Origin of the sequence: Sedimentitalea sp. XS_ASV28 (genome assembly GCF_041224545.1) — a bacterium.
GTDB lineage: Bacteria > Pseudomonadota > Alphaproteobacteria > Rhodobacterales > Rhodobacteraceae > Sedimentitalea.
Genome location: NZ_JBGFGP010000143.1, coordinates 1 through 15,069, shown reverse-complemented (window position 1 = coordinate 15,069; position 15,069 = coordinate 1). Strand labels below are relative to the sequence as shown.

Below are 15,069 nucleotides of genomic sequence, written 5' to 3'. Positions count from 1 at the left end.
AGTTCAGCGAGGCGGGAATACGTGGAACAACTCTCTCCCATTGCACTTGGCTTTCTTGGAAGTCTGGCCGCCGGCTCGATGACCGCAATCGGCGCCATCCCCGTTCTTTTCGGACGCATCCCCTCGCGCGCCACGCGCGACCTGTTGCTTGGCTTTGCGGCGGGCGTCATGCTTGCGGCGTCGTTTTTCTCGCTGATCATCCCGGCTCTCGAGGCTGCCGAGAGACAGTTCGACAACGGTGCGATTCCGGCGGCCATCGTCTGTATCGGAATCCTGCTTGGCATGGGCGCGGTTGCCCTGATGAACGAACGGCTGCCACACGAACATTTCAAGACCGGACGGGAAGGTCCCGATGCCGCGTCGCTGCGCCGCGTCTGGCTTTTTATCATCGCAATCACGATCCATAATTTTCCCGAAGGTCTGGCCGTCGGTGTCGGGTTCGGTGCTGACGGGTTCTCGGGTGGTTTGCCGCTTGCCATCGGCATCGGACTGCAGAACGCCCCCGAGGGTCTGGCAGTTGCCGTTTCGCTGCTTGGCGAGGGGTATTCCAGATGGCGCGCCTGGGGCATTGCCGCCCTCACCGGCCTTGTCGAACCGTTGGGCGGGCTTCTGGGAGCCGGCATCATCACCATATCGCAGCCGCTGCTGCCGTGGGGACTCGCCTTTGCGGCCGGTGCCATGCTCTATGTGATCAGCCACGAGATCATCCCGGAGACCCACCGTTCCGGTCACCAGAACCGGGCCACACTCGGTCTCGCAGTCGGTCTCGTCATCATGCTGTTCCTGGATGTATGGCTGGCGTGATGCAGATGGGGAGTGGGATTTTCCAGGGCGCCGTTGCCGCCGGAGCTGCCTTGCTCGTCGATCAGATAACCAAGGCCGTCGTCGTCGCCAATGCCGCCGTTCTGAGCACCGGTCTCCCGGTCTTTCCCGGTTTCAATCTGATCTATCTGCGTAATGATGGGGTGACGTTCGGGTTGCTTGGTGGCGCGCCATGGTGGAGCCTCGTCATCATGGCGCTCGCCATCTGCGTCTGGCTCGCGGTCCTGCTGGCGCGCACCACCTGCCGGGTCGAGGCGCTTGCCTATGGCGCGATCATCGGCGGAGCACTTGGCAACGTGATGGACCGCACGCGCCACCGCGCGGTGACCGACTTTCTTGATTTCTACATCGGATCGACACATTGGCCGGCCTTCAACATGGCCGATGTGTTCGTGGTCGGCGGCGTGGGCCTTTTGCTCGCGGCACCATGGCTGGGCGAGAAACTTCAGACCGGCTCATGACGGGGACCTGACGGTCTGACGTCATTGCCCCCGCATACGCGCTCGGGTTCCTGCTTTTGCAGCACACATAATGACCGTTTTGGCCGCCTGGCTGGCGCGGCTCAGGCGTATATGTCGATTGGCGTTCCGTCCCTGACCATCGCATAGATCTCCTCGATCTGCCGATCGGTCACAGCGATGCACCCCGCTGTCCAGTCGCGCTTGTTCACCGGGTCGATCCCGCGCCGAGGACCGCCATGAATGAAAATATCTCCTCCGGGAGACCGCCCCTGCGCCGCCGCAAAAGCGATGTCTGCCTCATTCGGATAGGAAATGCCGATCGAGAGGTGAAAAAGGCTCTCGGGGTTTCGCCGGTCGATGATGTAGGATCCTTCAGGCGTGCGTCCGTCGCCCTCGAACTGCTTGTGTCCTTCGGGGGCAAAACCAAGCCCGATGGGGTATTGTCGCAAGACACCATCCGCACCGTCCAAGACCAGCAGACGCTGCGCCTTGTACATCCGCAGGCGGGTGACTTCCGGTCCCCTGTAGGTCCTGAACTTGCTGGCGCAGCCGGACAGAAAAGCGCCCACTCCGCCCAATAGCAAGATCCGTCGTGACATTCCGGTCTTCATCACTGCTCGACTCCTTTTTTTTGCGAAGCCTGATTCATTTTTGAACGCTACTCGCACAAAAACGCCGGATCAATGACCATGCGCCAGCGCGCCTTTCGGCATCCGGTCGTCCACCGGTTCACCACCCGATGGATCATCCTTGACCCGATGACCGTTCAGCAGCCGCAGCGCGTTGGCCACAACAAGCAGGGATACGCCGACGTCGGCGGCAATCGCGCCCCACATCGAGGCCATGCCAAACGCGGTCAAGCCGACGAACACCGCCTTGGTCGCCAGGGAGATACCAATATTCTGGCGGATGATCGTCATCGTCCGGCGTGAATGCCCAATCAGCCACGGCACCCGACCGATATCGTCGGTCATCAGCGCGATGTCGGCCGTCTCGATAGCCGCATCCGAGCCGACGGCGCCCATTGCGATGCCATAATGCGCGCGCGCCATGGCCGGTGCGTCGTTCACGCCGTCCCCGATCATCGCCACCATGTCATGCCGCGCAACAAGCTCTTCGATCGCGGCGACCTTGTCTTCAGGCAGAAGTTCGGCGCGCACCTCGTCGATGCCGACCTCGGCAGCCACCGCACGGGCGGTACGCTCATTGTCGCCGGTCAACATGACGATCTGCCTGACACCCTTCTCATGCAGTTCCGCGACGATGCGCTTGGCGTCGGGCCGGATGCGGTCACGCAACTCCAGAATACCTGTGACGCCCGTTTCGTCGCCCACGGCAACGAGCGTGCTGCCCGCCCCTTCGATCCGGTCGCGCAGATCCGACGGGATGTCATCGCCAAATCCCCTCTCGTCGGCGAACCGGTCCGAACCGAGCCAGATGGCGTGCCCGTCGGCGCGCCCTTCCAATCCCCGACCCGGCACCGTGCGGGTGTCGTCGGCCGCCGTCACGTCGATGTCGTCCGAGGCCGCACGTGCAAGGATCGCACGGGCCAGCGGGTGTGAAGAGCGCGCCTCGAGCGCCGCCGCCCGCTGCATCAGGTCATGCTCCGAAGCGTCACCAAACGGATAGATTGCAGCCACTTCGGGCTCGCCCATGGTGATTGTCCCGGTCTTGTCCATCGCAAGCGCCGTGGTGCGCCCCGGCGCTTCGACATAGGCACCACCCTTGATGAGCACACCTGCGCGGGCCGACGCGGTAAGTGCTGCAACAATGGACACCGGCGTCGAGATGACCAGTGCGCAGGGGCAGGCGATGACCAGAAGCACCAGCGCATTGTAGAACCAGTAATCCCACGCTCCGCCCATCAGCAGCGGCGGCAGAACCGCAATGGCAATCGCCAACGCCATGACGATGGGCGTGTAGATGCGTGCGAATTTCGCAACCCATTGTTCGACCGGCGCACGCCGCGCGTGGGCATCGCCAACCATGCGGATGATTTTCGCCAGCACGGTGTCCGAGGCGGCTTTGGTGGCACGTATCGTGAGTGTGCCCTCACCGTTGATCGTGCCGGCATACACCTCGTCGCCCACTTCCTTGGGCACAAGCGCGCTTTCACCGGTAATCGGGGCCTGGTCGATCGCACCTGCGCCTTCCACGACCTCGCCGTCAAGGGGGACACGGTCGCCGCCGCGCACGATGAAGCGATCGCCCACCGCAACTTCTGCCGCCGGGACATCCGCCTCTGTGCCATCCGCCCGGATCACCCGCGCCGTGGGCGGGGCCAGATCCAGCAGGGCGGAGACCGCATTGCGCGCACGCCCGACGCTCCAGCTTTCGAGATAGAGGGAAAGGGAGAAGAAGAATGCGACTGTCGCCGCCTCAAAAAACTCGCCAAGACCGATGGCACCGGCGACGGCGACGACCATCAACAGGTTCATGTCGGGCGAAAGCCGTCGCGCCGAAGACCATGCTTTTGGCGCAACCAGCCAGACCCCGAAGAGGATCGCAACCGCGAAGAGGCTCGCTTCCGCCAGCGGCATTGCCGTTTCACCATGACCGGCAAACAGTCCGAGTGCGCCACCCATCCCGGTTTCAACGATGTGATAGAGAAACCCCGCCGCCCAGAAGCCTCCGCTCAGAGCCGTGAACCGCTTCTGCCGTGCCAGATGCGCCGCCTGGTCCACTGCCGCGTTGTCGGCATCCCACGGTTTTGCGGTCATGCCCGTGCTCGCGACCAACTGGGTGACCTCGGCATCCGAAATGTTCTCGGCGGTGTCCAGGATCGTCATGCGGCCGTTTATGACGTCGAAGGCCAGATGGTCGGTCCCGCCGACTTTCGGACCGACAACCCTGTTCAGGATCGCCACCTCTTCGGCACAATCCAGGCCAGAGACCTGGAAACTCCGCCCGTTTGTCGGAATCGGAAGCGCCGGGCCGGTGTTGGCACCGGCACCACAACATGCCTCGCCCTCACCATGAGAATGCGTGTGCGCGTGTTCACCGCTCGCATGATTGTGATCGTCGTGTGGATGTTCAGCACAGCCGGAACTGTGCTTGTGATCGTGGCGGTGGCCATCTGAAGACATGGATTGACCTCGGAGTTCGTTGATTCCACATTCACATAACCCCTACAGCAACTAGAGCTTCAAGGACTAAAACCGAAACTTCGCCCGGTGACGAAAAAGACCCGCGGCCCCCTGAAACGCACCGAGACCGTGAAACGCCAAGACTGACCCGCAGAAAAGAATGAGATGGATATGATTCAAAGACATGCAGCGATCATGATAACGCTAGTGACCCTCGCAGGCTGTGCCGCACCGACGATGAAAGACAATGAACAGACCATGATCGGCAATGTCCCCGAAACAGTCGTTGCGCTCGCCGCACCGGACCAGGATCTCACCACGGCACGGCTTGTCCCCGAAGATAATTGCTATTGGTATGCGCATAGTGGGCCGGTGGAAACGACCCTGGTGCCATTGCGGTCGACGGGTGGCAATCCCATCTGCGTCGCCCGCCAGTCCTGATCGGACCGACCGCCGTCAGACCGCCAATGATCCGTCAACTTTGCGAGGTGACGCTGTCCTCGGCCGAATACAGGAATGCCGTCGAACCGGTTTCGACATTCGGATAAAGATCGTTGATGTGCGCCATGACCATGCGGACGCAACCGGAACTCGCGCGGCCGCCTATGCTGCGCGGATCCGGCGTGCCGTGAATCCGCAGATAGGTATCCCGGTCGCCGACATATAGATAAAGCGCGCGCGACCCGAGCGCGTTGTCAGGTCCGGGCTCCATCCCGTTGGCAACGCCGACATAGAGTTCCGGGTCCCGGTCAATCATGTTCTGCGTTGGTTGCCAATGCGGCCACTTGACCTTGCGCTTGATCGTGTAAACGCCCGGTTCGTAAAGTGTGCCACGCGCAATCGCCACGCCATAACGCATGGCTGTGCCGCCTTGCTCGATGTGGTAGAGATAGCGCGCCACCGCATCGACATGGATATCGCCGGGAACGAGTCCGGCCCTGGCCATGACCCGCTGAGGCAGGAAGCGCGGATGCAGACCCCACGGATTCGATGTGGCCGGATTATATCCGGGCGGCGTGACCTGTGCGTCCCATGCATCCTTTTCCGCCTCAGTGGGCCAGCTACTCGCCATCAGCGGTTTCGAGATGGACGCCGAGAACAGCGCGGCGGTGGTCTGGATGAAATGTCGTCTTGTCAGCATGTATGGTGCTCCGCGTAATTTCCTTGTTCGGTCGCGGCATTGCCAGACCGATTTGCGCCAACTTAACTCTTCCAGCCACTAGAGGTTCAAGTGAGAAGTGTTCACCAGGTCGTGTGGAATTGTTGCGAAGCCCGATCCGCAACGGTCGCCGGATCATAAAAGCCGCATGGACACGCCCGTTTGTCGCCCGGACACCGGTGCGCGGCACGCCCTGCACCGCCGCCTCGCTACCCGACAATCGCCGGGCGTTCGGCCTAGCTGCGCCGTTGCCTTGACCTTTTGGTGTTGCCTTTCCGCCAAAGCGCCTTGCGCCAGCCTTTGAACAAACCTCTTTTGCTGGGCGGTTCGAAAATCGCGTCTGGCCCTTCGGGATCAAGAATCTCATTGTCCGCAAGCCATTCCTCAAGATCACTCAGGTCAGGCTTTTCGTAAGGCTGAAATGTTCGCCCGGTCGCTTCGCCACGCAATTCCTCGATCACACCGATCAGCGATCCTCTTTCGTCCAGCCGTCTCGCGACCTCGTCCGGCCTGGTCCCCAGGTGTTCCGCGATAAGATCGTTGCGCAGGAAAGCGATTTCATCGCTGTACTCGGTTTTTGCAGGAGACCCTGCACCCAGCACCACGTCGCATTCGGTATCGAGCCGTAGCGAACGGTTGTTGAAATTCGATGACCCGACACGCAGGTACTGGTTATCCACGACCATGACCTTGGCATGAACATAGATCTCTTCCCCCTTCGCGGTCACCGGATGGTAGAGACGGAACCGCCCGTTCTTGTCCACCTGTCGCAGCGCCTCGAGCAACCGCGCACGGGCGCTGTCCATGGCGATCGGTTCAAGCCAACCTTCCGCTGAAATCGGGTTGACGATCACGATCTCCGGACCGTCCTCTTCCACCAGCCGCTTGGCAATCGCGTGTGCGATACGTCGCGATGCGAAATACTGGCTTTCGGCATAAATCCATGATTTTGCCTCGGCGATCAGGTCGAGATACATCTCCTCGATCTCGTGCAGAGGTTCGACACCGTCCATTTCCGGCTGGGTTCGCGCAATGGCAAGTTCGACGTCGTGGAAGTTCGGCACAAGTTTATCGGGCCAGCAATCGTGCGTTTCGCTTGCCGGCTCGAGCGTTTCGCCGGTCGCGATCTTCCATCGTTTCCGCGCCAGATCGCCCAGCGCGCGCGCCGCTTCGCCGTCAAAGGCGCTTGTCGCGTCATGCCACGGCGGGTGCATCTGGCCATCGGGTCCGATGCGGCCGGGGTCGTCATCTTCGTGCGCGCGCCGGTCCCAGCGTCCGATCGTCATGTCGATGCCACCGCAAAATGCGATGCAATCATCGATCACGACAATCTTCTGATGATGGGAACTGGCAAATGGATGCGCGCCATCCAGTTTCAGGGTCACCTGCTTGTGCAGTTTCCAGCGCAACATCGTCGCAAGTGTATTGCCGCGAAACATCGCCTGAAATGCACCCGTATCCCACCGCAACAGCCTTATCTGAAGCGCCGGCGTCCGGTCCGCCAGCCACACCATGAAATCGCCGAGTTTGGGCGGACCTTCGTCATCGCCCAGGTTGATACGAGCATCAAAATCCCAACCGATCAATGTGATAGTGTGCCGAGCCCTCAGCATCGCCGCCCTGACCGCGATGAAATATTCTTCAGCATCAACGATGAAGGCGAATTGTTCCGCCTGCTCTAGCCGCCAGCAATTCCGTCCCGGTTCGAACATATCAGTCTACATCCCGTTGCGATTATGACGGCAGCTTAAAAAATGGTGAACGCAGTGTTTACCACTGCGTCCACCCGTATTGTGTATATGTCAGCGTCGGATCGCACGCACAGCGCCGACCAGGATACAGGCGCCGACGACACCGGCCACCAGATATCCCAGCCAGCCCCCGAAGGAGACGCCGAGCAGACCGAAAATGAAGCTGGCAAGCGCCGCTCCGACAATCCCGAGAATGATATTCAGAAGAATACCAGTGTCTGACTTCATTACGATGGACGCGATCCAGCCCGCGAGCCCGCCCACGATAATCGCTGCAATCCAGCCGATCCCAGCATCTTCCATAGTCTTTTCTCCCAAAGCAGAGTGTTGAAGTGATTGGATCACACCTTGATCGATAGCACGATCAGATCCAATGGTAGCTTAGTCAATCAGGTCTCGTGCGCCAGTACGATACGCGCTAAACAAGGTGTGACGCGGAGTTGTCGCCGCACAGGATGCAGAGCGGAAGAGCGGCGACAATCGGCTCATCGACAGTTTCTGGCTCATGCCGATTTGCAAGGACATGGCTGATGGCGATATGATGACCGACTGAATGGTCCGCGATAGTTCCACGATGTTTCTTTCCTCATTGAACCGTATGACTGTAGGATAACATACCTAAGGGCGCCCGCTCAGGCGAGCCGGTACATCATAAAACAATTTAGGTTTCCCATGAATCACCATTATGAAAGCTGTCTTGTCAGCCGCCTGTCGCGCTTCGTGTGCCTCACCGAACAGGAGCGCGAATTTGTCGCCGAAATGGAAAAAGACGAGCGTGCGCAGGGCAAGGGCGGAACGATCATCCGCGTTGGCGATCAGACCGAGGGCATCAATATTCTGAAAACAGGCTGGGCCGTGGTCAAAGCCGACAGTTCGGACGGCAGAAGCCAGATTTTACGCATATACCTGCCGGGCGAAGTCATTGGGCTCGCCGAGATCGGCTCGTCACATGCGAACCATCGCGTTGTCATGCAGACCGACGGGGTTGTCTGTCCTTTCCCGCGCAGCGGCCTGGCACCGCTCTTTTCGGATTTCCCCCGCCTCGGCGCATTGCTGACCGCAATCGGGAGCCTCGATCAGATCGCGCTTCGCCATCACGCCAGCAGCCTTGCTTCGATGGATGCAACCCGGAAGCTCAAGTTCTGGCTCTTGCAACTCCGCTCCCGTCTGGAAGTATCAAATGTGGGCCTCGGAAACCGGTTTCAGGTTCCCTTCAGCCAGGTCGAGATCGGGCAGGCGGTCGGGCTGACGTCGATCTATATCAACAAGCTGCTCAGAAGCTTTGCCGCCGCTGGCGAGATCGAGATCGAACGGCCCTATATGCGCCTGCGCGATCGCGCCAAGTGGGAACGGGAATGCGAATTCGTGAACCCGTTCGTTGATATGGATACGTCGTGGTTCCCGCCTGCCCAAAAGGTGGTGCTTAGCGATTCCACACGTCAGGCGATGCAGGACTAAAGCGTTTCACGATTAACTTGAAACGTCTGATACCACCTAACGCGTTGAAATTTTTGACTTCAGGCAGCGTTAGGTGATTCAGGTTTATCGCGAAATGCTATAATCAGGCAACTGCGTCCGCGTTGATACCGCTGGTCGCAAGCTCCGTCATGGTCCGGTCGCCTTCGTAAGATGCGTCAAGGCAGGTCTTGAGCGCGGCCACATCCTCCGCCAGTTCCAGCCTGTCGGCAAACGCCACGAGGCAGCCATATCCGGCAATCGCATAGTGCACCAGACGCTGATATTGCGTGATGATCATGGCGTCGCGTGTCGCATCCTCGCCGAATGATTCGTCGATGGCGTGCGCGCGGGCCTCATCCACCAGCCCTTCCATACCTTTGCAATGCTCTCCCGCCGGGCGTTCGTGATGGCGGGCGCAGATCGAAGTGATCTCGTCGATGCCCCGCTGAATGCCATCGGCACCCGCGTTGAGCGCGGCAACCAGGTCTTCGTCGGTCGCCGCCGCGGCCATATCCTTGGTTACTTTGTACGCTTGGCTATTGGCACTGTGCAGGTCTTTGAGCTGTTCGATGTAGAGGTCTTCAAGCGTGTCGATACTCATGTCCACTCCTTTCGAGATGCACATGCAGGCTACTCTGTTTTGACCGCGCTCCAGTTCACCATTCCGCCAAATGGCGCACCAATCTTCAAAAACCTTAACACAGATTAACGTCTTGCGCCGCGCATCACGGGCACCAAAGCCGTATCTATATCGAAGCGCGCTTGATGCGCATGACGGAGGACAATGATGCACAACGTTTTCTATCTGATCGGGGTGATCGTCGTCGTTCTCGCCGTGATCAGTCTTGTATTCTGAACTTGGACGGAGAGAACAATGATGGTTGAAAACAAACCAGAAAATCCGGATGCCCGCTCCGATTCGGACAGGACGAAAGACTCGGACGGAGCCAAGGACAAGACCAGGGCGGAGGTGTCTAAACTGGCTGGCGAAGCCAGGGCTTCGGCGCAGAGCGCGGCGCAGGATGCCGCAGCCGCCGCGTCGGAAAAGGCCAATACCGCCAAGAACACCGCAGCAGATGAACTGTCTGATGTTGCCTCGGCGCTCCGCACAGCAGCCGGTGAAATGCGCAGCGGATCACCGCAGGAGCGCACCTTCGGGCAAATTGCAGAGAGCCTTGCCGACGCCTCGGATGCGATGCGCAACAAGGACCTCGGCGAGATGGTGCAGGACGTCAGCGCATTTGCGCGGCGCAATCCCATGATCTTTCTGGCGGGTGCGGCTCTGGTTGGCTTTGCCGCCACCCGATTTGCCAAGGCGTCGGGCAGCGACATCTCCGAGGCGGGAAACACGCCGGGCACCGGGGATGCACTGGCACAGGGAGCGCATGCTGGACCCTCGGGAACCTCTATGGACGGAGAGTTGTCATGAGCGACAGACCCACAGGCAAGAGCGCAGGAGCGCTGCTGTCGGATGCCATGGCCAACGTGACCGGACTGGTCAGGGGCGAGATAGATCTCGCCCGCGCCGAGGTCAGCGACAATGTTAGCAAGGCCGGTGCCGCAATCGGACTGATTGCAGGTGCCGCGATCATTGCGCTGGTTGCGCTCAACGTCCTCGCCGCCGCTCTTGTCGCGGCGCTGGCCGAGGCCGGGCTGGATACCGGTTGGGCCGCCCTGATCGTCGGAGCGCTGCTGGGTATCGCCGCCTACATCCTGGTCAACAAGGGCCTGAGTGATTTGAAACTTTCCAGCCTCGCTCCGTCGCGCACACTGAAGAATGTTCAGCGCGATGCCGCAGCGGTCAAGGGGGCATACGATGACAAGTGAAACCCGCAGCGTGAAACAGATCGAACGGGAAATCGAGGATCATCGTTCTGATCTGGCATCCAATCTGAACGAATTGCAGAGCAAGTTTTCTGTCGAGGAACTGGTGCGTCAGGTCGGCGACCGGTTTCGCGAACATGGCGGCGATATGGGCCGGTCTATTTCAGAGCAGGTCAAAGCGAACCCGATTCCGCTCGCGCTGACCGGTATTGGTCTGACGTGGCTGATGTTTGGAAGCGCCCAGCGCCCGGCTCCGGAGTTTCAGTCGCGCGATCGCTACCGTGACGGGCACGATGTGCAAGGCCGGCTGGAGCATAACATGTCACAACCCGGCTTTCGCGAACCTTCGTGGTCGCGTGAGGATTACGACCCCTCGCCGATCGGACAGGACTATACCGGTGGAACGGGAACGGGCACAGACGCCCCGACCGGCATGGTTCAATCTGCGAAAGATCGCGTAGCTGGCGCGGGTTCTTCCATTCGCGAAACCGCGGCCTCGGCAAAGTCCGGTGTGGCGCGCACTGCGGATGCCGCCCGGTCGGGTCTGTCGAACATGGGTCAGCGTATCTCCGAAGGCACGGAAAACCTGACCGAAGAAGGCCGTCAGCGCGTGATTGCGGCCCGCAGAAAGGCGATTGACATGCGCCGTTCCGTTGCGCGTTCCGTCGGCGATGGGACCGAGGCGGTGGCGGATTTCTATGAACGCCAGCCTTTGGTGATCGGTGCGCTCGCGCTCGCATTCGGTGCGGCGGTTGCGGGTGCCCTCCCGCGTACGGGACGCGAAGACAGGCTTATGGGCGCCAGGAGCGACAGCCTGTTTGACGAAGCCGAACGCATCTTCGACGAGGAAAAAAAGAAAGTCGCCTCGGTCGTGGCCTCTGTAAAGGAAGAGGCTCAGGATATTGCCGCCGAGACGAAAGCGGAACTCGAGAGCTCTGACCCGTCCGATCCCGATGACAAATCCGCCGTTCAGGCAGCGGGGGACAAGGCGAAAGAAGCCGTCAAACGGGTCGCCGACAAGGCGAAGTCGGAGGCGGAAAACCAGAGCCTGGGGACGAATTCGCGCAAATGAGACATCTTCTTTTCGCGCTGTATGAACGCGTCGGCTCTGCCTTCACCGGGGGAACCGCCCATCGCACCCTGCAAGTCGTCAAATGCGAAAACCGGCTCAGGTCGGCGGGCAAACACCCGTCATATCACCGAAACATCAGCCGACTAGAAACCACGGGACACCCTGCTGGCATAAATCGGACAAATTCAATGGAGAACAATACATGGTAAGTCAACGGGAAGCGTACCTGCATGAAACGCAGCTCGATCGTGGGGGGCGCTCGGCATGGGGTGCCATTTTCGCAGGAGTTTTCGTCGGTCTTGCCATCTTCGCCGTCCTCAGCCTGCTTGGTCTTGGCATCGGGCTGACCGCGATCGAAATCGACGAAAATGACGTTATGGGGAGCGTCCCGACAGCGTCTCCGATCTGGCTGTTCGTGAGTCAGGTCATCGCGCTTGGCATCGGCGGGTTCGTTGCCGGCCGTCTTGCGGGCGTGTTGCACGGTGTCGGATCGATGCTGCACGGCGCGACGGTCTGGGCCTTGTCGACGCTTGCCGCAGCCTGGCTGACGATAAGCGCGGGCATCGGTGTGTTCAACATGGCCGGATCCGCGCTCAGCCTGGCGGGCAACACCGTGTCGCAAGCCGTATCGGCAACCGGCTCGGCCGTCGGAAGCGCGATCCCCGACGACGTCAACCTGCCAGACCTCGCAATCAGCCAGATCGGTCTGGAAGACCTTCCGGAACCCATTGCGACCAGACTCCGCGAGGCCGGCATCACGCCGCAGAACTTCCGCGAAGAAACACGCGAGGCTTTCCGCAGCGTCATCAGCCGCGCAGAACAGCAAAGGGCGTTTCGGGCGGTCTCCTCCACAGCGATTGAAATCCTGCGGAATCCGACGAACGCCCGGACAGAACTGCAAAACCTCGCCGACACGCTCATTGGCGGCGAAGATGCGGTTCTCTCCGAAGAAGACCGGCAGGAGGCGCTTCGCGTGATGCAAAGACGGCTCGGCATGACGCCCCAGGAGGCGGAAGCCTATGTCGATCAGATCCAGGCGCGCATGGAAGAGTTGCGGGCAGAGGTTCAGACCGCGATCGACGAGTCTCAGCAACAACTGGACGCGTTCCAGGCCAGCGCCCTTGAGGCGGCGGATCAGGCATCCGATCGCGCGGCCAAGGCTGCCTTGCTCGCTGCTCTCGCCGCTCTGGTTGGTCTGGGCGCAGCGGTCTTCGGCGCCTATGTCGGACGGCCCATCAATATTGACTGATACCGGATCCAATGGGTCGAGCCCGGCGCACCTGACGGGCTCGACCTCGAACGAATGTGACAGTTCCAATGATCTATCCGCCACGCTGGTTGTCGATCCAGGAACGGTCAATAAGCTGGTTTTCTTTCCCGATCGAAAGATCGTGAACAACAACAGCAACGATGGTGTCGGTGGCTCGCTGAGCCGATAGAGAGTGAGCTTGTATCCGTGCCGACAATCCCAAGCAAAGATCATCGCGAAGACGCATCTGTCGTCGCGGTGTCATCGAAGGCTGTTGAATACCGCCGTGGTCCGGCGCGAAAGGTGACAAGACACCCAACGCCGGACGGGTGGCAAACCTGCCAGTCCTGAGCATCTGACTGGCAGAACGGCAGGCAAGAGTTGACAAAGCAACGACGAAAGCCTGATCGTAAATTAACTTAACTAAGAAAGGATCTAAAATGAACTGGGATCAAGTCCAAGGGAAGTGGAAGGAAATGACCGGTAACATCAAAGCCAAGTGGGGCGATCTGACCGACGACGAGTTGGCAGAGATGGATGGCAACCGGGAAGCACTGGAAGGCAAACTCCAGGCAAAATACGGAAAATCCAAGGAAGAAGCGAAGAAAGAAGTCGATGACTTCCTGAACGAAAACTCCTGACCTCTTGGGGCCGCCGGTTCACGGCGGCCCCACCAAATGCAATATCCAGAAATATCCGGGCGACCGGAAACAGGAATCCCTCATGAATCGCGTATTTTACATTATCGGTGTCATCGTCGTCGTTTTGCTTGTTCTGAGTATTCTCGGTCTGACCTGACGACGGTGAAATATATGAAAAGTTGCATACGGCAGCTTGCAGCCAAGGCGACCTTCGCCGCCCTGATTGCATCGACCGTCCACGCAGAAGAGGTTGGCAAGGTCGATGTCGACTGGCTTGGAAATGACATCATTATCGAAGCCTTTGCCGACCCCAAGGTTGATGGCATTACCTGTCATGTCGCCTATTTCGATCGTGGGGTGATCGACCGGCTTCAAAAGGGTGACTGGTTCGAGGATCCGTCGAACTCCTCGATTTCCTGTCGCCAGACCGGCCCGATCACGATGGGTGACATCGATACCTCGGAAGAGGGCGAAAGCGTCTTTTCGGAGCGCCGCTCGGTGATCTGGAAATCCCTGAACGTGCGTCGGATTTACGACTCCGACAACAAGGCATTGATCTACATCTCTCACGCCCGCGACGTTCAGAACGGGTCAGCCAAGATGTCCCTGTCGACGGTGCCGCTGTATCTTGAAGAGTGATCGTTCGAGTTCAAAAGCGTATTTGAACGAGCCGGGATGGTTTCGAAGTTCAATGCAACGGGTCCAAGCCCGGCGGTTCTCCTGTATGATGAATCGAACGATGGACCCCAGCCCATGCGATATGTAAGCATAGAAGCCTGCACCGGATTCGGGTCTTGCTCACCGTACCAAGTCAAAGAGCAGTCCGAAGCAGACGATCAGGCCCACCGTGATCGACATGCCCGACCGGTCAAAAAGATCTGCAAAGCGCCGTGGCCAGGCATGGGCTGCGGCCTTCCTGCCCGCGATACGGCCGAACACTGTGCCAATGGTCATGCCGAACCCGGCCAAATAACCCTGTCCCAGGATCGAGCCGGCCATGGTTTCGCCCGCCGCCCAAAGGTTCGTAGCCGCGCGGTCGCCGATGGAACATTGAGCCCTCTCGTTCACCTTCAGCCCGAGATAGGTAAAAGTGACGCCGATTCGCAGTGAATAGCCGTAGAACGGCGGTTCGGAGATCGGACGCGCCCAGTTTGTTTTTGGCGGGGAGTGTCATGACGCTGGCGGATTTTGCGGCCGCCGCACATCTGTCGGCGCTGGATTACATTTCCGACGTGGACTGGAACCGGTCCTCGGTTGTCAAGGACTGGTACGCCAAGATCAAATCCCGTCCGGCGTTTCGGTCGATCCTGGTCGATCAGGTTCCCGGCTTTCGCCCGCCGCCGCTTTATGCAGATCTGGATTTCTGATCCCTGACGGTGGAGCGGGGACGCTGCCTGTGTGGTTGCACTAGGTCATGTTGACAAATGGCGGAGCCATAGGCGGATAGATGTGATGTCGATGAAGCCAAGGAAGCTCTCGGCGGTCTTGTCGTAGCGGGTGGCGACGCGCCGGGCGTTTTTGAGCTTGTTGAAGCAGCGCTCGACCA

The 15,069-nt window shown here is 59.7% G+C and carries 18 protein-coding genes and 1 pseudogene; 11 read left to right on the top strand and 8 right to left on the bottom strand.

The features are described from left to right. The first annotated feature begins 21 nt into the window (after positions 1 to 21). Complete coding sequence (locus AB9K34_RS13300) at positions 22 to 804, top strand: ZIP family metal transporter (protein ID WP_369954911.1); 783 nt, start codon at positions 22 to 24, stop codon at positions 802 to 804. 5 nt (positions 805 to 809) lie between these two features. After that, complete coding sequence (lspA, locus tag AB9K34_RS13295; protein ID WP_369955043.1) at positions 810 to 1,283, top strand: signal peptidase II; 474 nt, start codon at positions 810 to 812, stop codon at positions 1,281 to 1,283. Positions 1,284 to 1,384: 101 nt separating this feature from the next. On the opposite strand, the gene AB9K34_RS13290 is transcribed toward lspA, so the two are convergent. Both AB9K34_RS13290 and AB9K34_RS13285 read right to left on the bottom strand, forming a co-directional pair. Continuing rightward, complete coding sequence (locus tag AB9K34_RS13290) at positions 1,385 to 1,882, bottom strand: murein L,D-transpeptidase family protein (RefSeq protein ID WP_369954910.1); 498 nt, start codon at positions 1,880 to 1,882, stop codon at positions 1,385 to 1,387. 81 nt (positions 1,883 to 1,963) lie between these two features. Beyond that, positions 1,964 to 4,150, bottom strand: coding sequence for a heavy metal translocating P-type ATPase (locus AB9K34_RS13285; RefSeq protein WP_369955042.1), 2,187 nt, complete (start codon positions 4,148 to 4,150; stop codon positions 1,964 to 1,966). Between the two features lie 390 nt (positions 4,151 to 4,540). On the opposite strand from AB9K34_RS13285, the gene AB9K34_RS13280 reads away from it, so the two are divergent. After that, the gene (locus AB9K34_RS13280) at positions 4,541 to 4,810 is read left to right on the top strand and encodes a hypothetical protein (RefSeq protein ID WP_369954909.1); all 270 of its coding nucleotides are present in this window, start codon (positions 4,541 to 4,543) and stop codon (positions 4,808 to 4,810) included. A gap of 34 nt (positions 4,811 to 4,844) precedes the next feature. On the opposite strand, the gene AB9K34_RS13275 is transcribed toward AB9K34_RS13280, so the two are convergent. The 3 genes from AB9K34_RS13275 to AB9K34_RS13265 form a co-directional block, all read right to left on the bottom strand. Beyond that, positions 4,845 to 5,510, bottom strand: coding sequence for a L,D-transpeptidase (locus tag AB9K34_RS13275; RefSeq protein ID WP_369954908.1), 666 nt, complete (start codon positions 5,508 to 5,510; stop codon positions 4,845 to 4,847). 254 nt (positions 5,511 to 5,764) lie between these two features. Further along, positions 5,765 to 7,240, bottom strand: a complete 1,476-nt coding sequence (locus AB9K34_RS13270; RefSeq protein ID WP_369954907.1) for a phospholipase D-like domain-containing protein — start codon at positions 7,238 to 7,240, stop codon at positions 5,765 to 5,767. 90 nt (positions 7,241 to 7,330) lie between these two features. Then, on the bottom strand, positions 7,331 to 7,582 hold the full coding sequence (locus tag AB9K34_RS13265) for a GlsB/YeaQ/YmgE family stress response membrane protein (RefSeq protein WP_369954906.1): 252 nt from the start codon (positions 7,580 to 7,582) through the stop codon (positions 7,331 to 7,333). Between the two features lie 369 nt (positions 7,583 to 7,951). On the opposite strand from AB9K34_RS13265, the gene AB9K34_RS13260 reads away from it, so the two are divergent. Further along, positions 7,952 to 8,737 carry a Crp/Fnr family transcriptional regulator gene (locus AB9K34_RS13260; RefSeq protein ID WP_369954905.1) on the top strand — a complete coding sequence of 262 codons (786 nt, stop codon included), beginning with the start codon at positions 7,952 to 7,954 and terminating at the stop codon, positions 8,735 to 8,737. A 103-nt stretch (positions 8,738 to 8,840) separates the two neighbouring features. Here AB9K34_RS13260 and AB9K34_RS13255 read toward each other — a convergent pair whose 3' ends face one another. Continuing rightward, positions 8,841 to 9,338, bottom strand: coding sequence for a DUF892 family protein (locus AB9K34_RS13255; protein ID WP_369954904.1), 498 nt, complete (start codon positions 9,336 to 9,338; stop codon positions 8,841 to 8,843). A gap of 273 nt (positions 9,339 to 9,611) precedes the next feature. Between AB9K34_RS13255 and AB9K34_RS13250 the strand changes: the two genes are divergently transcribed. From AB9K34_RS13250 to AB9K34_RS13225, 6 genes are all read left to right on the top strand, one after another. Then, positions 9,612 to 10,166, top strand: coding sequence for a hypothetical protein (locus tag AB9K34_RS13250; RefSeq protein ID WP_369954903.1), 555 nt, complete (start codon positions 9,612 to 9,614; stop codon positions 10,164 to 10,166). Further along, a complete protein-coding gene (locus tag AB9K34_RS13245) occupies positions 10,163 to 10,564 on the top strand; it encodes a phage holin family protein (protein WP_369954902.1) in 402 nt (133 codons plus the stop codon). The genes AB9K34_RS13250 and AB9K34_RS13245 overlap by 4 nt, the downstream gene beginning before the upstream one ends. Further along, positions 10,554 to 11,633: a DUF3618 domain-containing protein gene (locus AB9K34_RS13240; RefSeq protein WP_369954901.1), complete on the top strand. Its 1,080-nt coding sequence runs from the start codon at positions 10,554 to 10,556 to the stop codon at positions 11,631 to 11,633. Before AB9K34_RS13245 ends, AB9K34_RS13240 begins: the two co-directional genes overlap by 11 nt. Before the next feature lie 202 nt (positions 11,634 to 11,835). Next, the gene (locus AB9K34_RS13235; protein WP_369954900.1) at positions 11,836 to 12,882 is read left to right on the top strand and encodes a hypothetical protein; all 1,047 of its coding nucleotides are present in this window, start codon (positions 11,836 to 11,838) and stop codon (positions 12,880 to 12,882) included. Between the two features lie 440 nt (positions 12,883 to 13,322). Next, positions 13,323 to 13,523 carry a CsbD family protein gene (locus AB9K34_RS13230; RefSeq protein ID WP_369954899.1) on the top strand — a complete coding sequence of 67 codons (201 nt, stop codon included), beginning with the start codon at positions 13,323 to 13,325 and terminating at the stop codon, positions 13,521 to 13,523. Between the two features lie 171 nt (positions 13,524 to 13,694). Continuing rightward, the gene (locus AB9K34_RS13225; protein WP_369954898.1) at positions 13,695 to 14,162 is read left to right on the top strand and encodes a CreA family protein; all 468 of its coding nucleotides are present in this window, start codon (positions 13,695 to 13,697) and stop codon (positions 14,160 to 14,162) included. Between the two features lie 159 nt (positions 14,163 to 14,321). Here AB9K34_RS13225 and AB9K34_RS13220 read toward each other — a convergent pair whose 3' ends face one another. Beyond that, complete coding sequence (locus tag AB9K34_RS13220) at positions 14,322 to 14,660, bottom strand: FAD-binding protein (RefSeq protein WP_369955041.1); 339 nt, start codon at positions 14,658 to 14,660, stop codon at positions 14,322 to 14,324. Positions 14,661 to 14,677: 17 nt separating this feature from the next. On the opposite strand from AB9K34_RS13220, the pseudogene AB9K34_RS13215 reads away from it, so the two are divergent. After that, positions 14,678 to 14,890 (top strand): annotated as a pseudogene (locus AB9K34_RS13215) (glutathione S-transferase family protein); the annotation flags it as partial. Between the two features lie 45 nt (positions 14,891 to 14,935). Here the strand turns inward: AB9K34_RS13215 and AB9K34_RS13210 are convergent. Beyond that, on the bottom strand, positions 14,936 to 15,069 hold a 134-nt coding region (locus AB9K34_RS13210; RefSeq protein ID WP_148044812.1), incomplete at its 5' end, for a transposase.